General features: G+C 65.3%; 13 protein-coding genes and 1 riboswitch. Of the genes, 10 read left to right on the top strand and 3 right to left on the bottom strand.

Features of this window, described 5'->3' with window-relative positions; genetic code table 11:
- Window positions 1–407: 407 nt before the first annotated feature.
- On the top strand, window positions 408–2,201 hold the full coding sequence (gene ggt / locus ACZK45_RS17945; RefSeq protein ID WP_478445026.1) for a gamma-glutamyltransferase: 1,794 nt from the start codon (window positions 408–410) through the stop codon (window positions 2,199–2,201).
- 558 nt (window positions 2,202–2,759) lie between these two features.
- Here ggt and ACZK45_RS17940 read toward each other — a convergent pair.
- Complete coding sequence (locus ACZK45_RS17940) at window positions 2,760–4,337, bottom strand: BCCT family transporter (protein WP_049400562.1); 1,578 nt, start codon at window positions 4,335–4,337, stop codon at window positions 2,760–2,762.
- Window positions 4,338–4,582: 245 nt separating this feature from the next.
- Window positions 4,583–4,684: riboswitch (TPP riboswitch) on the top strand.
- Window positions 4,685–4,766: 82 nt separating this feature from the next.
- Between ACZK45_RS17940 and thiC the strand changes: the two genes are divergently transcribed.
- The 6 genes from thiC (at window position 4,767) to ACZK45_RS17910 (ending at window position 14,308) form a co-directional block, all read left to right on the top strand.
- Window positions 4,767–6,611 (top strand): phosphomethylpyrimidine synthase ThiC, encoded by a 1,845-nt coding sequence (gene thiC, locus ACZK45_RS17935; RefSeq protein ID WP_071228157.1) that lies wholly within the window; start codon window positions 4,767–4,769, stop codon window positions 6,609–6,611.
- A gap of 137 nt (window positions 6,612–6,748) precedes the next feature.
- The gene (locus ACZK45_RS17930) at window positions 6,749–7,420 is read left to right on the top strand and encodes an ion channel (RefSeq protein WP_032128402.1); all 672 of its coding nucleotides are present in this window, start codon (window positions 6,749–6,751) and stop codon (window positions 7,418–7,420) included.
- Window positions 7,421–7,680: 260 nt separating this feature from the next.
- Complete coding sequence (locus tag ACZK45_RS17925) at window positions 7,681–10,005, top strand: winged helix-turn-helix domain-containing protein (RefSeq protein ID WP_107431606.1); 2,325 nt, start codon at window positions 7,681–7,683, stop codon at window positions 10,003–10,005.
- 115 nt (window positions 10,006–10,120) lie between these two features.
- Window positions 10,121–11,020 (top strand): helix-turn-helix transcriptional regulator, encoded by a 900-nt coding sequence (locus ACZK45_RS17920; RefSeq protein WP_032128400.1) that lies wholly within the window; start codon window positions 10,121–10,123, stop codon window positions 11,018–11,020.
- A 49-nt stretch (window positions 11,021–11,069) separates the two neighbouring features.
- Complete coding sequence (locus tag ACZK45_RS17915; protein ID WP_293795575.1) at window positions 11,070–13,928, top strand: TonB-dependent receptor; 2,859 nt, start codon at window positions 11,070–11,072, stop codon at window positions 13,926–13,928.
- A gap of 170 nt (window positions 13,929–14,098) precedes the next feature.
- Window positions 14,099–14,308: a hypothetical protein gene (locus tag ACZK45_RS17910; RefSeq protein ID WP_032128398.1), complete on the top strand. Its 210-nt coding sequence runs from the start codon at window positions 14,099–14,101 to the stop codon at window positions 14,306–14,308.
- Window positions 14,309–14,364: 56 nt separating this feature from the next.
- Here ACZK45_RS17910 and ACZK45_RS17905 read toward each other — a convergent pair whose 3' ends face one another.
- Window positions 14,365–15,486: an HDOD domain-containing protein gene (locus ACZK45_RS17905; protein WP_032128397.1), complete on the bottom strand. Its 1,122-nt coding sequence runs from the start codon at window positions 15,484–15,486 to the stop codon at window positions 14,365–14,367.
- 152 nt (window positions 15,487–15,638) lie between these two features.
- On the bottom strand, window positions 15,639–16,175 hold the full coding sequence (gene ppa, locus ACZK45_RS17900) for an inorganic diphosphatase (RefSeq protein ID WP_005410935.1): 537 nt from the start codon (window positions 16,173–16,175) through the stop codon (window positions 15,639–15,641).
- Window positions 16,176–16,359: 184 nt separating this feature from the next.
- Between ppa and ACZK45_RS17895 the strand changes: the two genes are divergently transcribed.
- The 3 genes from ACZK45_RS17895 (at window position 16,360) to ACZK45_RS17885 (ending at window position 18,443) form a co-directional block, all read left to right on the top strand.
- Window positions 16,360–16,833 (top strand): hypothetical protein, encoded by a 474-nt coding sequence (locus ACZK45_RS17895; RefSeq protein ID WP_197616267.1) that lies wholly within the window; start codon window positions 16,360–16,362, stop codon window positions 16,831–16,833.
- Between the two features lie 72 nt (window positions 16,834–16,905).
- Complete coding sequence (locus ACZK45_RS17890; protein WP_014038389.1) at window positions 16,906–17,406, top strand: RNA polymerase sigma factor; 501 nt, start codon at window positions 16,906–16,908, stop codon at window positions 17,404–17,406.
- Between the two features lie 104 nt (window positions 17,407–17,510).
- Window positions 17,511–18,443, top strand: a complete 933-nt coding sequence (locus ACZK45_RS17885) for a FecR family protein (RefSeq protein WP_478445025.1) — start codon at window positions 17,511–17,513, stop codon at window positions 18,441–18,443.
- Window positions 18,444–18,594: the final 151 nt, after the last annotated feature.

Below are 18,594 nucleotides of genomic sequence, written 5' to 3'. Positions count from 1 at the left end.
CCGCACCGGGGCGGGTGCGGGTTTTTGAAGAGTTCCGGTGTGTTTGTTGCTTACACGCTGGCTCGTCCCGCACCTGTTGGTTGGGTAATAAGTACGAGCACAAGAATCGAACGCAGCGAAGCGGCGCCGATGTCGGCGGCTTCGATGTGGGTTCGCGGTGGCGTGTTGTGATGCAACATGTGATCGAGAGAAACACAGCCGTTTCGGCGCTGTCAACCCTCGCAACGGATTTTCCATCGGTTTCCGGTGCATCCAGCGCAATCGCTTGCGGCACAAGGATGGTTGCCGCTGAAAGTGTTTCGGTGAACCCCAATTCACTCCTTTCAGGCCGGCTTTTGCGCGGAATCCGGCGGATTTTCGCCTTGGCGGGTGCGGAGCTTCCGCACCCCATCCCAGGATCAACGTCCATGACCTCTGCCCGATACCGCGTGAAGGCCGCAGCGGCGAAGATCGAGGGACCACCCTTCCATCGGAACCCGACCGTGTCCCGACGCCTTGCCCGTTCCCTGCTGGCCGCTGCTCTACTGGCCGCTGTGCCCGCACTGTCTTCTGCCGCCGACCGCATCACCGGCCACACCTTTGCCACCCGTTCGGAGGTGATCGCCCCGCATGCGATGGCCGCCACCTCGCAGCCGCTGGCCACCCAGATCGCGCTGGACGTGATGAAGGGCGGTGGCTCGGCGGTGGACGCGGCGATTGCCGCCAACGCCGCGCTCGGCCTGATGGAGCCCACCGGCAACGGCATCGGGGGCGACCTGTTCGCCATCGTGTGGGACCCGAAGACGCAGAAGCTCTACGGCTACAACGGCTCGGGCCGTTCGCCGAAGTCACTCACCCTGGCCGAGTTCCAGCGCCGTGGCCTGAAGGACATCCCGGCTACCGGCCCGCTGCCGGTCTCCGTGCCCGGCGCAGTCGATGGCTGGTTCGCGCTGCACGACCGCTTCGGCCGCAAGCCGATGGCCGACAACCTGGCGCCGGCGATCCGCTACGCCCGCGAGGGCCATCCGGTGGCCGAGGTGATCGCCTACTACTGGGACCGCTCGGTGCCCAAGCTGTCACAGTACCCGGGCTTCAAGGAACAGTTCACGATCAACGGCCATGCCCCGCGCAAGGGCGAGATGTGGAAGAACCCGAATCTGGCCAGCACGCTGCAGAAAATCGCCGACGGCGGCCGTGATGCCTTCTACAAGGGCGATATCGCCCGCACCATCGGCGACTATTTCAAGGCCAACGGTGGCTACCTGAGCTACCAGGACATGGCTGACCACCACGGTGAGTGGGTCGAACCGGTCAGCAGCAACTACCGCGGCTACGACGTGTGGGAGCTGCCGCCGAACAGCCAGGGCATCGCCGCGCTGCAGATCCTCAACGTGCTGGAAGGCTACGACTTCTCGAAGATTCCCTTCGGTTCACCGGAGCATGTGCACCTGTTCGTTGAAGCGAAGAAGCTGGCCTTCGCCGACCGTGCGCGCTTCTATGCCGACATGGCGTTCCAGCCGGCGCCGGTGCAGAAGCTGATCTCCAAGGAGTACGCCGCACAGCGCCGCGCACTGATCTCGATGGACAAGGCGCTGAAGGAAGTGCAGCCGGGCACGCCGAAGCAGCTGGAGGAGGGCGACACGATCTACATGACCGTGGCCGACGCCGACGGCATGATGGTTTCGCTGATCCAGTCCAACTACCGTGGCATGGGCAGCGGCATGGCACCGCCCGGTCTGGGTTTCATTCTGCAGGACCGTGGCGAGATGTTCGTGCTGCAGAAGAACCATCCCAACGGCTACGCGCCGGGCAAGCGTCCCTTCCAGACCATCATCCCGGGGTTCATCACCAAGGGCGGCAAGCCGTATGCCAGCTTCGGCGTGATGGGGGGCGCGATGCAGCCGCAGGGCCACGCGCAGATCGTGATGAACCTTGTGGATTTCGGCATGAACCTGCAGGAAGCCGGTGATGCACCGCGCATCCAGCACGAGGGCTCGACTGAACCGACAGGTCAGGCCACGGCGATGACCGACGGTGGTGAAGTGAATCTGGAAACCGGCTTCCCGTATGAAACGGTGCGTGCGTTGATGCGCAAGGGGCATCGCATCGTGTTCGCCGACGGTCCGTATGGTGGGTATCAGGCGATCATGCGTGATCCGGAATCCGGCGTTTACTACGGTGCGTCTGAGAGTCGAAAGGATGGGCAGGCGGCGGGGTATTGAGGTTTCCCGGCCACCGGGCGCAGCCCCCTCCGCGGTGATGGTTCGTGGAAGCGGGATCATGTGATTGGGCCGGGCGGGTGGGCTGGTCGGGGGACGCCGTGAATCCGTCCCTGGAGGCTTGGCCGCGGCATCCATGCCGCGGACACCCCCGCCCAGCCCACCCGCCCGGCCCCTGACAGTTTCCGTGGCCATCACCGCAGGAAAAGAAAAAAGAAGATCAAGATCAAAGGCAACAGCAACAGCCGCGTGCTGTGGGTTGGGGTCGGATCCGTTTTCCACAGGAAAACGGATCCGACCCCTTCTTGTTTTCCGATACACCTCATCCACGCATGGCGTGGATGGACCAACCGTCACACGTAACCTGTCGGGGGTGGGGCGGTGTGGGTAGGCAGGACCGTTGGCGCCATGGATGGCGCCATCGAGCCCCCAGGGACGGGTTTACGGCGTGTCCTGCCTACCCACACCGCCCCGCCCAACCAGCAGAAACCCAGAGCTGCCCTGGCTTTTGAATTTGCACTTGCTTGAAAGAGCGGTGCAGCCGCAGGCTGCAAAACCCACTCAATCCTGATCGTGCGCGCGCGCCGCCTCCGCCTGGGTCTCCTCCTGCGCCGCCATCTCGCGCGCGATCCACGCATCGATCATGTGCCGCTGGCGCTGCGCCTGCCGCCGCTCGCGCGTGTACTCCTGGTCCAGCACCCGGTACAGCGACACCATCACCAGCACCATCAGCAGCGCGAATGGCAACGCCGCAATCGTGATCATGCCCTGCAGTGCATCCAGGCCACCGGCCAGCAGCAACGCCGCTGCAATCAGCGCCACCGCGATGCCCCAGGCCAGCTTGCGCTTCAACGGCGGATCGCCTGCCTCGTCAGTGGACATGCTGGCCAGTACCAGCACCGCCGAATCGGCTGATGTCACGAAGAAGATCATCAGCAGCACCAGTGCGATGCAGGAAAGCAGCAAGGGCAGCGGCATGCTGTCAAACAGGGTGAACAGCACCGTTTCATAGCCATTGCCCAGCGCCTGCACCAGGTCGGCGTGGCCGAAGATCTGCGCCCACAGCGCAGTACCACCAAACACCGCGAACCAGAAGAAGCCCAGCACCGTGGGTGCCAGCACGACGCCGATGACGAACTCGCGGACGCTGCGCCCACGCGAGATGCGCGCGATGAACGAGCCGACGAACGGGGCCCAGGAAATCCACCACGCCCAGTAGAAGATGGTCCAGTCCGCCACCCATGTGCTGCCCGAGAACGGCGACATGCGCAGGCTCATCGTCACCAGCTGGTTGAGGTACGACCCCAGTGTGGTGGTGAACGTATCGAAGATGAATCCGGTCGGACCCAGCACCAGTACGGTGGCCGCAAGAAGCGCGGCCAGCGCAAGGTTGAAGTTGGACAGCCACTTCACCCCGCGCTCGACTCCGCTGGCGGTGGACGCCATGTACAGCACGAACGCGATGGCGATGATGGTCAGCTGCAGTGGCACACCCGCGTGCAAGCCGAACACGCGTTCCATGCCGGCAGCGATCTGGATGGTGCCGAAGCCCAGCGTGGTGGCCACGCCAATGGCAGTGGCAACAACCGCGGCGATGTTGACCACGCGTCCGATCCAGCCGCGATGGTGCCGGCCGATGATCGGTTGCAGCATGTCACTGACCAGTCCACGGCCATTGCGGTTGAACTGGAACCAGGCCATGGCCAGGCCGATCAGCGCGTAGATCGCCCATGGATGCAGACCCCAATGGAAGAATGCATAGCGCATCGAAGCCCGCGCCGCGTCCATGCTCTGCGGTGCGAGGCCTTCCGGAGGCTTGGTGAAGTGGGAAATCGGCTCGGCGGCGCCCCAGAACACAAGGCCGATGCCCATGCCGGCGGCGAACAGCATCGACATCCAGCTGGCGCGCGAGAACTCCGGCTCGGCATCTTCACCGCCGATGCGCAGGTTGCCGAAGCGACCGAATGCCAGATACATCAGGAACGTCAGTGCCAGGAACACGACCAGAAGATAGAGCCAGCCGACACTGCGGATGACATCGGCCAGTACCGACTGCACCACGGTATTGAAGGGGCCGGGTGCAACACCGGCAAGCAGCACCAGAAGCAGAACCAGTGCGATGGAAACGCGAAACACCATGAAGGAGCTTCTCCGATCAAGGGATTGAGGGGAGCGAGCAGAGCTTGCTGCGAGGGGCCGGCGACATGCAGCACAGACCGGGCAGGGGCCGCGGAGGCGGCGGGGAAACACCGGCCGCAGCGGCACGATGCGCGTGCACGTTACTGAATGCGATGTCACGGTTCTGTTAATACAGAAACAGCAGATCCACGCCGTGCGTGGATGGAACCACCAGGAGCTGCAGTGCGTTCTATGCTCTAATGCACACCAAGAAGCGGGGGTACCGCGGCCATGTGGCCACGGTTGAGACAGTCCCTTGGAACCTGATCCGGCTCATACCGGCGTAGGGAAGCTTTGTAGTGCAGCCATGCCCGGACTCCGCCCAAGGACCGTCCGGGCGCGGCAGCAGTGCGCCGCCGCTTCGTCCCTGACCTTCCTGGACGATGCCCGATGAACGCACAGCTCTCCGCCCTGCAGCAACAGGCCCAGCAACTCTCCGAATCCGTGACCCGGCCCATTCCCGGCTCGCGCAAGATCCACGTGCCCGGTTCACGCCCGGATCTGCAGGTGCCGATGCGCGAGATCGCGCTGACCCGCACGCCGACCTTGTTCGGCGGCGAAGAGAATGCACCGGTGACCGTTTACGACACGTCGGGCCCGTACACCGATCCGGAGGTGCGCATCGATCTGTCCGCTGGTTTGCCGGCACTGCGTCGCGGCTGGGTGGAAGAACGCGGTGATACCGAGCGGCTGGAAGGACTGAGCTCTTCGTTCGGTCGCGATCGCGAGCATGACCCGAAGCTTGATGCGGTGCGCTTCCCCGCGCGCAGCCTGCCTCGCCGTGCGCGTGCAGGTGCCAACGTCACCCAGATGCACTACGCGCGCCGCGGCATCATCACGCCGGAAATGGAATTCGTCGCCATCCGCGAGAACCAGCGGCTGGACGCGATCCGCGATGCCGGGCTGCTGCAGCAGCACCCGGGCGAGGCGTTCGGCGCTTCGATCCAGAAGATCATCACCCCGGAGTTCGTGCGCGACGAAATCGCCCGCGGCCGTGCGGTGCTGCCCAACAACATCAACCATCCGGAAAGCGAGCCGATGATCATCGGCCGCAATTTCCTGACCAAGATCAACGCAAACATCGGCAACAGCGCTGTTTCCTCGGGCATTGCCGAGGAGGTGGAGAAGCTGGTGTGGGCGATCCGCTGGGGCGGTGACACGGTGATGGACCTGTCCACTGGCAAGCACATCCATGAGACCCGCGAGTGGATCATCCGCAACTCGCCGGTGGCGATCGGTACCGTGCCGATCTACCAGGCGCTGGAGAAGGTCGACGGCCGCGCCGAGGCGCTCACCTGGGAAATTTTCCGTGACACGCTGATCGAACAGGCCGAGCAGGGCGTGGACTACTTCACCATCCACGCTGGCGTGCTGCTGCGCTATGTTCCGCTCACCGCCAAGCGGGTCACCGGCATCGTCAGCCGCGGTGGCTCGATCATGGCCAAGTGGTGCCTGGCACACCACAAGGAGAACTTCCTCTACACGCATTTCGAAGACATCTGCGAAATCATGAAGGCCTACGACGTGACCTTCTCGCTGGGCGATGGCCTGCGCCCGGGCTGCATCGCCGATGCCAACGACGCTGCGCAGTTCGGTGAGCTGGAGACGCTGGGCGAACTGACGAAGATCGCCTGGAAGCACGACGTGCAGACCATGATCGAAGGCCCCGGCCACGTGCCGATGCAGCTGATCAAGGAGAACATGGACAAGCAGCTGCGCGAGTGTGGCGAAGCGCCGTTCTATACGCTGGGCCCCCTGACCACCGACATCGCACCGGGCTACGACCACATCACCAGCGCGATCGGTGCGGCAATGATCGGCTGGTTTGGTACGGCCATGCTCTGCTACGTGACGCCGAAGGAGCACCTCGGCCTGCCCAACCGCCAGGACGTACGCGACGGCATCATGGCCTACCGCATCGCCGCGCATGCGGCCGACCTGGCCAAGGGACACCCCGGCGCGCAGGTGCGCGACAACGCGCTGAGCAAGGCGCGCTTCGAGTTCCGCTGGGAAGACCAGTTCCATCTCGGGCTGGACCCGGAGAAGGCCAAGGAATTCCATGATGAGACCCTGCCGAAGGATGCGCACAAGCTGGCGCACTTCTGCTCGATGTGCGGCCCGCACTTCTGCTCGATGAAGATCACCCAGGACGTGCGCGACTACGCCGAGGCCGGCATGAAGGAGAAGTCGGAAGAGTTTCGCGCGGCCGGCGCCGAGGTCTATCACCAGGGCTGACGTGTAACGGGTAGTGCCGGCCGCTGGCCGGCATTCCGTCGTGCGTGGGACCGGGAGAGTGCCGGCCACTGGCCGGCACTACCGCTCATCACGTCGCTCCCGGCTATCCTCCGCCCATCACCCTGGGGAAGGACGCCATGCCCGTTGCCATCACCACCCGCTGGCTGGCCATTGCCCGCCGCCATCCTTCGGCCTGGCTGCTGGGTGCCCAGTTGATCGCGGTGCTGCTGTATCCCGCACTTGATGACACCGCCGGCGGCCGTGCGGCACTGGGCATGTTCGGCATGGCGGTACTCGGCCTGGCGCTGTGGGTGGTCCAGCGCAGTCCGCTGGGCACCTGGCTGGCACTGCTGCTGGCCATTCCTTCGGTGGTGTTCTCGCTGGCCGGCGCACTGCTGGATCGCAGTGCGCTGCTGACCACCGCGCAGCTGCTGGAAAGCCTGCTGTACTTCTATACGGCCGGTGCGCTCATCGCCTACATGCTCCAGGACCATAAAGTCACCCGCGATGAACTGTTCGCAGCAGGTGCGACATTCACGTTGCTGGCGTGGGCCTTCGCGTTTGCTTTCGCCGTGTGCCAGCAATGGTATCCGGGCAGTTTCCAGGGCACCGGTGGTGGCGCGCAGCGCACCTGGATGGAGCTTCTTTATCTGAGCTTCAGTTTGCTCTCGGGTGTTGGCTTGAGCGACGTTGTGCCACTGCATCCGCAGGCGCGCGCCTTGGTCATGCTGGAGCAGTTTTCAGGCGTGATGTACGTAGCTTTGGTGGTTTCGCGACTGGTTGGATTGACCATGCTGCGGCGCATGTGAAAATGAACGCCAGATAAAAATTTCGCGCCCCGCAGGGCGCGAATGGTGCAGCAAATTATGTGAATGCGTCGGCGAGAGAGAGCCTGGATGTCGACCACGCGATAGGCGAGGTAACCCGCATAGGCTAGTATTCGCCCGCTTCATTGTTTTTGCGGTATGCGCCGATGCTTTGTGCGGAGTCTGGCTTTTTGCTGTTCCCAGGACGGGAGGGTATCGAAGGCAAACGCTGCCCCGGACCTGTCTCTACTGTGTAGCGGAAAATGAACAGCAGTGAAAACCAGCCCCCCGGATTCGATCGGATCCGGATAGGAGAGTGCACTGTCACTCTGTCCTCGCGCGAAGTCGAGGTCGTGGGTGCGCGTCGCCCGCGTCGGCTGACGCCGAAGGCGCTGGGCGTGCTGCGTGTGCTGCTGCGCCAGCCGGGGCGTGTTGTCACCCGCGATGAACTGTTCGCGGAAGTCTGGCCGGACACGCTGCCGACCAATGATGTGCTTACCCAGGCCGTCACCCAGCTGCGCAAGGCGTTCAGCAACGACGACGACAACGGCCAGGCCTATATCGAGACCATCGCCAAGACCGGCTATCGCCTGCTGGTGCCGGTGCAGGTACTGGACGATGTCGAGCCGGCGCCGCCCGCGGGAGCCGATGACGAAATCGTGGACATGCAACCGGCGATGGCCATCGCCGAGATGATGCCGCCACACGTGCAGGCATCGCGCCGCCGCTGGCGCCACGTCCGCCGGCGCGTACTGCTGGTGCTGGGCGTGCTGATGCTGGCCACGGTGGTGGTGCTGACCGCGCTGCTGCTGCGGCGGGCACCGGCCAGCAGTTCAGCTGTGGACGCGGCCGTGGAGAACGGCACGCGCGTGATCGGCAGCCCGCAGCGTCCCTATCGGTTGATCACCGCGACCAGCGGCTTTGAAACCTATCCCACGCTTTCACCCGATGGTTCATTGGTGGCCTATGAGGGCGCCAACGAAGACGGGCAGGGCGGTGGCGCGATCAAGGTGCAGACCTCCGGCAACGCGCCTGCGCGGCAGCTGCTGGCTCCGCCGGCCGGCTCGGTCGATCGCTTCCCGAGCTGGTCGCCGGATGGACGCGAGATCGCCTTCGCGCGGTTCAGCAACAACGGCGGTTGCCAGGTGCTGATCGCCAGCGCGACCGGTGGTGCCCTGCGCCAGGCCACACGGTGCGATGGCACCGAGCTGCTCAGTTTCGACTGGACGCCGGACGGCCGTGGTCTGGTGTTCGGCAGCATGGTGGGGCGCTATGCCCATCGCGGCATCCGCAAGCTTGATCTGGCCAGTGGCCAATGGGAGGCGCTGGACTACGGTGTCGCCGAGGATGACTTCGACTATGCGCCGCGCTACTCGCCTGATGGCAAGTGGCTGGTATTCGTGCGCAATCCGCAGCTGGGCGACCTGTGGCGCATGCCGGCCGCAGGTGGCACGCCCGAGCAGCTGACCAACGAGGCCGCTGAACTGCGTGGCTGGGCCTGGTTGCGTGATGGCCGGACGATCGTGTTTGGACGCCGTGTCGACAGTGAGGTGCGCCTGTATTACCTGGACGTCGAGAGCCGCACGCTGCGCGACGCCGGGCTCGACGACGCACAATGGCCGGCGACGGCGCGCCGCGCGGGCATGCTGGCCTTCGTTCACCGCCGCGCGCAGTTCGGCATCTTCAAGGTGCCGATGGAGGGCGGTTCACCCCCGCAGCGTCTGTTTGCGTCCAGCGGCCGGGATGGGCAGCCGATGGCGGCGCCGGATGGACGCCAACTGGTGTTCACGTCCGATCGTTCAGGCAGCTTCGCGCTGTGGTGGGCGGACATGGAGCGCCCCGATTCGCTGCGGCCTATCGAAGGATTGCGGCCTGAGGCACGTCAGGCACCGGACTGGTCGGCCGACAGCCGGCGGTTGCTGGTGGTCGGGCGCGACGAACACGGACGCACGGTGGTCTATGAGATCGCACCGCGTGACGAACGCGTCCAGCCGTTGCCGGTACCGTCGGAGCAGCCGCTGCAGGCACTGTACGGCGCAAACCCGGACCAGCTGCTGGTAGTCGAGCGCGATGACCAGCAACAGACGCGGCTGAGCCTGTTTGATCGAAGCGTGCAGCCTTGGCGCCGCCTTGCCAGCATCGAGGGCGTCTCTCAGGCGCGGTTCGATCGCAGCAGCGGGCGAGTGCTGTTCACCCGCCTGGCGGCAGGTGGCCTGTGGTCGGTGGATGCGGCGCTGGCGCCAGGCAGCGTGCAGCAGATCAGCGATGACCAGCCCAGCCGGTGGCGGTACCGGGCCTGGACCGTGGCCGGCAACAGTGCGATCGGCTATCTCGGTACGTCCACCCGCTGCGGTACGACACTGGTGCTGATCCAGGCCGGGCGCGAGGAACCGGAACGCTGCCTGGATGCGGAACGCCTCAGTGCCGGCAACGGGCTGAGTGCCGGCGCCGATGGGCGCACCCTGTTCGTGGCAATGGCGGTCAGCGACGGTGCCGACATCGGTGTGATGCGTTTGCCCGAGCGCTCGCCGACGCTGCTTCCGGCGTTCTCCAAGTTGTTGTTGTTCAACGGAAATGGGCCTTCGTAATTTCTTCGTGGCGACCTCGCCGCGAATTCGTGGCGATCTCGTCTGACTTTCCTGACGTGGTGCCGCCTGATTTGGCAAAACGGAGGCCTGTACTAGGCAAATCCGTGGTGCCCCCATGCGTCAACTCTCGCTGGCCGATCGCGGCCAAACCGTCTCTCTGGACCGGTCGCTCGACGATGCTGCGCCGACCTGCCTGGGCGTGGCCCGGCTCGGCAGCCTGCAGACCGCAGGCAGCAGCTTCACTGTGTGGATGCAGGTGCGCGGCAGCTCCTGGGTGGAAGCCAAGGAAGGACGCTTCCGCTTGCGCCAGGGCGAGTGGATCGCCTTCGAGAAGGAGTCGCGGCCGCTGGTCCAGGCCGGTCGCAACGGCTTGTGCGTTGGCCTGAACCTGACGGTCGAAGCGCTGCGCGTGCTGGCCGAGATGGCCGATTGCGGTCTGTATGCCGGGCGTGGCCGCATGAACCGTGGCGATGCCCGCGTTGCGCTGCGCCTGTGGCGCGATGCGCTGGCCAGTGGCCAGCCGGCACAGGCACTGCGCCCGCTGCTGCTGCACCTGGCGGGCCTGCAGCGTGGGCTGGCCGACAACGTGCAGCGTTGCCCGGGGCGCTCGCGCAGCCGCAAGCGCCAGGTGTTCGGCCGCATGCAGCGCGCCCGCCTGTACCTGGAAGGCAACAGCCACCGCGTGGTGCGCATCGGTGAACTGGCCGAGCTGACCAACTTCTCCAGCTGGTATCTCTCCAAGACCTTCCAGAGCCTGTACGAGGAAAGCCCGCAGTCGCTTTCGGCGCGGCTGCGCCTTGAGCGCGCTGCCGACCTGCTGCGTGACACCGACATGATGGTCGGCGAAGTTGCTGCAGCCAGTGGCTTCGACAACTGCTGCAGCTTCGCGCGTGCGTTCCGCGCCCGCTACGGCCAGTCCGCATCGCGCTTCAGGGAGAACGGCGGCTTGCTGCCGCCACAATCTGCAAAGTCTCCGGTTGGTTCGCGCAAATACAGCGCTGCAACGCAATCGTAACGTGCTGGGGTGTTTTAACACGCTGCTAACACGTACCTTGGAGAGATAGATGAACGTTCGTAATCCCGCAGTGCGGCTGGGCCTTCTGCCGGCTGGCATTGCGTTGGCGCTGACGCCCGCCTTTGCTTCTGCACAGGAAGCAAAGGATGCGACCACCCTGGATCGCATCGAAATCACGGGCTCGCGCATCCGCGGCGCCTCGATGGAGACCCAGCAGCCGGTCCTCACCCTGAGCCGTGAGAACCTGGAAAAGCAGGGCTACACCACCGTCGCCGATGTCCTGCAGAACCTGACCTCGGCAGGTTCGCCGGCCATTTCCCGTGCGGACTCGCTGTCCTCCGGCGAAAACGTTGGCGGCTACTACGTCGACCTGCGCAACCTGGGCGCGCAGCGCACCCTGGTGCTGATGAACGGCAAGCGGCTGGGCGCGACCACTGCCGGCTACCAGGATCTGAGCCAGATTCCGATGGCCGCCGTCGAGCGCATCGAAGTGCTGAAGGATGGCGCCTCCGCCATCTACGGTTCGGACGCCATCGCTGGCGTGGTCAATGTGATCACCCGCAAGCGCTTCGACGGTGCTGAAGCCAGCGTCTACGTCGGCCAGTACGGCCGCGGCGACGGCGACACCAACACCTACTCGTTCACCCTCGGCTCCGAAGGCGAGCGTGGCGGCGTGACCCTGTCGGCCGAATACTCCAAGCAGGATCCGGTGTGGGCGAAGGATCGTTGGTTCAGCCGCGACGGCGGCCTGGGCCCGAACACCACCTCCGGTGATTGGAGCCCGCTGAGCCAGAACAGCACCTGGTGCGATCCGCGCGTGTGGGGCGACTGCAAGCCGCGCGCTGCAGGCCAGCCGCAGCCGGAGTGGATGACCCTGAACCCGGGCGGTGACCCGAAGAATGCGGCCGACTACCACCAGCTGACCCCGGCCGAGTACTCCAATGCCAACCAGCAGATGATGGTGCAGACCGGCATCGAGCGTAAGTCCGTGTACGTCAACGGCAGCTATGATCTGGCCGACTCGATCACTTTCAATGCTGACGTGCTGTACAACCAGCGCACCACTGACCAGCAGATCGCGGGTTACCCGTACCAGTCGCTGTCGTTCGGTACCCCGCTGTCGAAGGACAGCGCGTTCAACCCGATCGGTCAGGACGTCGAGTTCCGTCGCCGCCTGTGGGAAGTGCCGCGTACCACCAAGAGCGACCTCAAGACCCTGCGCTTCGCGCCGAGCCTGAGCGGCTTCTTCGAATTCGCTGGCAAGACCTGGGATTGGGACGTCGGCGCGCTGTGGAACCGCAACGAGCTGACCAAGACCGGCTACGGCGACATGAGCCTGATCGCATCCGAGCAGGCACTTGGCAAGTCGTTCATCAACGGCCAGGGTGTTGCCCAGTGCGGTACCGACGCCAACCCGATCCCGCTGAGCCAGTGCCGTCCGTGGAACCCGCTGCTGCCGTATGGCGTCAACGGCCAGGGCTCGCTTGCCGACCGTGATCTGCAGAACTTCCTGTTCCCGACCTACACCGACACCGGTGTAACCAAGACCACCAGCTACACCGCCAACCTGTCCGGTTCGCTGTTCGAGCTGCCGGCCGGTGACCTGGGCGTGGCCATGGGCTACGAGCACCGCAAGGAAGAAGGCCGCTTCGTGCCGGACGCCTTCCGTCAGTCGGGCCAGTCGACCGGCCTGGCGTCGACCACCACCTCGGGCAACTACTCGCTGGATGAGTTCTACCTGGAACTGAACGTGCCGATCCTGTCGGACCTGCCGTTTGCCAAGGAACTGACCTTCAACGTCGCCAGCCGCTACTCCGACTACAGCAACTTCGGTGACACGATCAACTCGAAGTTCGGCCTGGTGTGGCGCCCGATCGAAGAGCTGCTGGTCCGCGGTACCTACGCCGAAGGCTTCCGCGCGCCGACCGTCGACGATCTGTACGGCGGCACCAACTCGAGCTTCGAGCGTTACACCGATCCGTGCGGTTCGACCTCGCCGGGCAACGTCGCTGGCAATGCTGCCTGCGCCGGGGCTGGCGTGCCGGCCAACTACGTGCAGGTCGGCCAGGGCTTCGCGCCTTGCAGCACCTTCCCGTGCGCGACCCCGGACCAGTTCGTCAGCGGTTCGAATTCGGCTCTGAAGCCGGAAACCTCCAAGAGCAAGACGGTTGGCCTGGTCTGGAGCCCGCGTTGGGTGCAGGGCCTGGACATCTCGCTCGACTGGTACCGCTACGAGCTGAAGAACATGATCATCGCTGACAGCGTTGATCGCATCCTGCGTGACTGCTACGTGCTGGGCAACGCAGCTCGCTGTGAAGGCGTCACCCGTGCCGCCGATGGCCATATCGAGGCGCTGACCTACGGCCTGGCCAACCTCGGCTCGATGGAGACCGAAGGCTACGACCTGGGTGTCAAGTACCGCCTGCCGGAACTGTCGATCGGCAAGTTCAGCATCGACTGGCAGACCAGCTACCTGGCCAAGTACGACGAAGCCGGCCAGAACAAGAAGGGTGAGAACATCACCATCGGTCGCGTTGGTGAGCCGGGCCTGTTCCGCGTCCGTTCGAACCTGGGCGTGAACTGGGAACTGGGTGACTTCGGTGTCAACTGGACTGCGCGTTACTACTCGGGCATGAAGGAAAGCTGCATCGACGACGCATGGTGCGACGCCCCGAACCACTACGCCAATGGTGAGCCGGATCCGCTGCGCCACACCGGCTCCAACACCTTCCACGACGTGCAGGTCAGCTGGAAGGCTCCGTGGGATGCCACCATCGCCCTGGGTGCGAACAACGTGTTCGATCACCGCGGTGCGCTGCAGTACTCGGCGCCGAACTCGAGCTTCGCCTACTACGGTGGCTTCGACGTCGGTCGCTTCCTGTACATGAAGTACACCCAGCGCTTCTGATCGTTCGAAGTGCGATAGCAATACAGGGAGGGCGGACCGCAAGGTCCGCCCTCTTTTTTTGTAGGGGAATTCCGAAATGTCGTGGAAGGTGAGCAGAGTCACGTTCCTGTCGTGTCGTAATCAACACAGTTGCTGGGTCCACTTGCGGACACTTGCACATGGAGAGAGTGATGAAGAGCACGCTGTTGCACAAACTGTCTGCTGCTGCACTGATCTATGCAACATTGGTGGGTGCGGTGTTCGCCCAGACCGGTGGCGTCTGTGGGGGCGGGCTGTACTGCGAAGAGCTGCGCCAGCAATGCCTGGCTGCAGGCAATTCGAAGGTCATGTGCGATCTGCAGTATCGCCACTGCGTGCAGGATGCCTGCGGCGCGCGCTGATGCAAAAAAAGGCGCGCCTTTGGGCGCGCCTTCGAGGTTGTTCCTGCGTTGACAGCTCAGGCCTCGCTGGGTACCAGTCCCATCAACGCATTGGCATGCTCGCGCCACTGCGGCAGCCTGTTGAGTACACCTGCGCGCTGCAGGTAGTCCTCATCCACCGGATCGCCGTTGACCAGCGCCAGCGCCACATGCACCGCACCGGTCACCCAGAAGCTGCGCGTATTGGCGCGCTGCGGCTGCAGATGGAAGGCAACCGCTTCGATGATCGGCATCGGCAGGCCCCACAGGCCCAGCAGGTAGGCGCCGGCCTCGGCATGGCCGGGGCGGGTGTCACCGGCCAGCGACGGTTCGCTGCGCTCGTTGCGTACGCCGGGCAGCAGCAGGCCGATGTCGGCCAGCAGGGCGGCGGTCGCGCCCAGTTCGGCACTGGATTCGGGCAGCAGGCGCGCGGCCAGGCGCGAGGCGAGCAGGGCGCGCTGCTGCAGCGAATTGCGTTCGGCGGTGGACAACGTGGGTGCGGAAAACACCTCGCTGGCCAGCACCAGGTCGCGCAGCGTCGACAGGCCCAGGCGGGTCACGGCCGTGCGCAGGTCAGCGATGGTGCGTCCCTGGCTGAAGAACGCCGAGTTCGACAGCTGCAGCACCTTCGCGGCAATGGCCGGGTCGGCCGCCACCAGCTTGGCGACGTCGGCGCTGTCAGCGTCGTCGTCATGCTCCAGCGCCTGGGTCAGGCTCAGGTACAGGTGCGGCGGCGAGGGCAGCTTCTCGATACGGCCGATGGCATCGCGCAGGCGTGGGCTGTCCAGTACTTCGCGCAGCTCTTCCAGGCTGGTCAGCGCTTCCAGCAGCACTTCCGGTGCCAGTGGCAACGGCAGGAAACGGTGAGCGACACCGATCAGGCGTGCCGGCGGCGGCCGGTTGCCGTGCTGGGCATCGATCAGCGCGATGCGGATGGTTTCCGGGCGCAAGGTCCGGATCTGGCCCAGCAGCGTGGTGGCATTGAGATCCGGCAGCTGCGGGCAGACGATCACCGCATCCACGCCCTGCGTGGCCACCGCAGTCATCGCGGTCTGGCCATCGGTGGCGGTCAGCGGCTGCCAGTCTTCCCCAAGATCGGCAATGAATTCGGTCAGCTCGGCCGGCAGGCTGGCTGCATCCCCAACAAGCAGAATACGCACGACACATTCCCCTGGCTGTCTCGACGATGGATGTCGACGACGTGTGAAGTGACGCAATTTACCTAATACGGCGGCACGTGTGATGTGCCGTCGTCATGAAACGTGACCCGCATCGCTCCGGCGGGGTGCCGCCGGAGCGATCCGGTTCAGGCTCAGGCCTTGCTGTCGAGATGGCGCTGGTGCGCCTCGATCAGGATCTGCTTGGCCTCAGCGGCGCCGCCCCAGCCGTCGAGCTTGACCCACTTGCCCTTCTCCAGGTCCTTGTAGTGCTCGAAGAAGTGGCCGATGCGCTCCAGCCAGTGGCTGGACACCTGGGCGATGTCTTCGACGTGGGCATAGCCACTGAAGATCTTCGACACCGGCACGGCCAGGATCTTCTCGTCGCTGCCCGCCTCATCGCTCATCTTAAGCACGCCGACCGGACGGCAGCGCACGACCGAGCCCGGCACCAGCGGCAGCGGCAGCACCACCAGCACGTCGGCCGGATCGCCGTCGCCGCACAGGGTGCTCGGCACGTAGCCGTAGTTGCAGGGGTAGCGCATCGGGGTGGACAGGATACGGTCGACGAAGATCGCGCCGGTTTCCTTGTCCACTTCGTACTTCACCGGCTCCGAGTCCTTCGGGATCTCGATGATGACGTTGATTTCTTCCGGCGGGTTCTTGCCGGGCGAGACGAGTTCCAGACCCATGGTCGTGCTCCAGGTGGGGGATGTAGACGGATAGCCCCCCATTTTATGCCTTTGCCGGGCGCTGTGCAGAGGGAGGGGCCGACGGCGCTGCGGGGCGGGGGCCTACCGGGCAGGCCGGGATTGGCTGATGGGGGCGGCCGGCATGGGAGCGCAGGCTGGACCAACCTTCCCAAGGAGTCTGCCCATGAACGTGTCTGCCCTGCCGTTTGGCCTGACCTGCATGTTGCTGGTTGCGCCTTTGGCCCAGGCGTCCCCTTATGTCGACCTGATCGACTACCCGCACCAGGAGGCCAACTGGGACCGCTTCTTTGCCCTGGAAGGCCGTTTGCAGCATGGCTTCGATGCCATCTGTGGCGACACCTTCTGCGAGGGCGAATACAGCGATATCCGCGCCCTGCGCCTGCGCTGTTCGGTGGATGCGGTGCGGGGAACCGTGCATGAATGCCTGTGGGCATTCGCCGCCAGCGATCTGGAGGTGTCCCGCAACGATGGCGCGATCGTGGCCCGGCAACCGACCTGGCTGTGCCGCCTGCCGCTGGTGGCGGGAACCCCGGTGGAAGCCTTCCATGCCGCGCTCGCCGCACGCAATCCACTGCATGACCCGCTGCCGGGGACCTCGCAGAGCGTCTATGACGGGCTGACCGGATGCATCCATTGATGAGAACGTGACTGATTCTCATTAACGGAGTAGCATGCGCCGCGCCTTCCGTCTGTCGTCCCGGTTCCGCGCATGTCCTCCAATGCCGCCTCCCTCACCGAACTGCTGATCCGCGAGCGGCCTGCGTTGCTGCGCCGGGTGCAACGCATCCTGGGGGGCGACAACGGCGCCGAGGACGTGATCCAGGCGGTGTGGTTCAAGGCACGTGGCGTCGATGACAGCCAGGCCATCGACAACCCGCGCGCCTATCTGTACCGGCTGGCCGCCAACCTGGCCACCGACCATGGCCGCGAATCGACCCGGCGCAACCGTCTGCTGGCCGACCACTACCTTTGGGGGCCGGACGAGGTGATCTCGACTGAGGAGCAGGCGATGGCACAGGACGAGCTGCAGCGGGTGCTCGACGCGGCGGGACACCTGCCGGAGCCGACCCGCACCATTTTCCGGCTCAACCGCCTGCAGGGCCTGACCCAGGCCGAGATCGCCCGCCGTCTGGGTGTGTCGGTGACTACCGTCGAGAACCATGTGCGCACCGCGCTGCAACGCCTGGCCTGGGCGCGCAGCGGCCGATGATCGCCCCGGCTTGGGGCTGGCCCTCGCTGAAACGTCTTGATCACTGGACCGTGGATGCGGTCTAGTTCCTCCGCCCGCGCTTGAATGCGCCTGTCCGCCAGCCGATGAGCCCGCCGAACACGCTGCCCGCCGCCAATGACGATGCCCTGGCCGAACAGGCCCGGGGCTGGATCGCGTGGCTGGCCTCGGGTGACATCGGCGAGGGGCGCATGCATGAGTTCGAACGCTGGCTGGCACAGCCGGGGCACCGTCGGGCCTTCGAGCACGAGCGCGCGCTGTGGCGCAGCGTCGGACCACGCCCGCAGGCCCGGCCCGCCGAACGCCGGCGCCCGCGGCGGCTGCGCTGGGCAATGGCCGCTGCAGCTGCGCTGGCGATGCTGGTGGCATGGCCGGAGGCCTGGTTGCGGCTGCAGGCCGACCATCGCAGTACGCATGTCGTGCAGAACGTGCAACTGCCCGACGGCAGTCGCGCCGTGCTGGATGCGGACAGCGCGATCGCCGTGCGGTTTGATGCCGATGCACGCCGGATCGAGCTGCTGCGCGGGCGCGCCTGGTTCGAGGTCAGCCCGGATGCCCAGCGGCGTTTCAGCGTGCGCGCGGGCAATGGCGTGGTCGAGGACATCTCGACCGCGTTCTCCGTCGCACGCGACAACGATCAGGTGGAAACCCAGGTCGGACAGGGCAGGGTGCGCGTGGCCAGCCCGGCCGACGGTGGCTGGACCTACCTGCAGGTGGGACAGCGTGCGGTCTATGGCGAGCGCAGTGGCGTGACGCGTCTGGAAGATGTGGCGGCCGACAGTGTCGGCGCGTGGCGGCAGGGTGAACTGCTGCTGGAGCAGGCCAGCGTCGCCGAGGCCATGCAATGGGTCGGGCGCTATCGCGCTGGCCCGACCTTCGTGCGTGGCGATCTGTCGCAGCTGCCGGCCGTCAGTGCAGCATTGCGCATCGATCGCCCGGAGCAGGCGCTGGATGCGTTGGCGGCAACAGCAGGTCTTCGGGTTACTCGTCTTCCATTCGGCGTCGCCATCGTGCAGTAGATCCACGCCATGCGTGGATGACCGTCCCTGTGCCGACCAACGGTCGGCACCCACCACTGCAAGCAGCCGACCAACGGTTGGCACCCACCGCGGCAACCAGCCGACCCACGGTCGGCACCTGTCGCGGCCGCAAATCGCTCTTGGGGTTGCC

The sequence above is a fragment of the Stenotrophomonas sp. 63632_Sma genome (assembly GCF_056482875.1).
Note: the sequence above shows the minus strand (reverse complement) of the source record. Positions and strands in the feature narration are given on the sequence as shown.

Excerpts from the sequence above, each read along its gene's own strand:
- ggt (WP_478445026.1), top strand. The coding sequence starts at position 408 with ATGACCTCTGCCCGATACCGCGTGAAGGCCGCAGCGGCGAAGATCGAG.
- ACZK45_RS17940 (WP_049400562.1), bottom strand. The coding sequence starts at position 4,337 with ATGGTGTTTCGCGTTTCCATCGCACTGGTTCTGCTTCTGGTGCTGCTT.
- thiC (WP_071228157.1), top strand. The coding sequence starts at position 4,767 with ATGAACGCACAGCTCTCCGCCCTGCAGCAACAGGCCCAGCAACTCTCC.
- ACZK45_RS17930 (WP_032128402.1), top strand. The coding sequence starts at position 6,749 with ATGCCCGTTGCCATCACCACCCGCTGGCTGGCCATTGCCCGCCGCCAT.
- ACZK45_RS17925 (WP_107431606.1), top strand. The coding sequence starts at position 7,681 with ATGAACAGCAGTGAAAACCAGCCCCCCGGATTCGATCGGATCCGGATA.
- ACZK45_RS17920 (WP_032128400.1), top strand. The coding sequence starts at position 10,121 with ATGCGTCAACTCTCGCTGGCCGATCGCGGCCAAACCGTCTCTCTGGAC.
- ACZK45_RS17915 (WP_293795575.1), top strand. The coding sequence starts at position 11,070 with ATGAACGTTCGTAATCCCGCAGTGCGGCTGGGCCTTCTGCCGGCTGGC.
- ACZK45_RS17910 (WP_032128398.1), top strand. The coding sequence starts at position 14,099 with ATGAAGAGCACGCTGTTGCACAAACTGTCTGCTGCTGCACTGATCTAT.
- ppa (WP_005410935.1), bottom strand. The coding sequence starts at position 16,175 with ATGGGTCTGGAACTCGTCTCGCCCGGCAAGAACCCGCCGGAAGAAATC.
- ACZK45_RS17895 (WP_197616267.1), top strand. The coding sequence starts at position 16,360 with ATGAACGTGTCTGCCCTGCCGTTTGGCCTGACCTGCATGTTGCTGGTT.
- ACZK45_RS17890 (WP_014038389.1), top strand. The coding sequence starts at position 16,906 with ATGTCCTCCAATGCCGCCTCCCTCACCGAACTGCTGATCCGCGAGCGG.
- ACZK45_RS17885 (WP_478445025.1), top strand. The coding sequence starts at position 17,511 with ATGAGCCCGCCGAACACGCTGCCCGCCGCCAATGACGATGCCCTGGCC.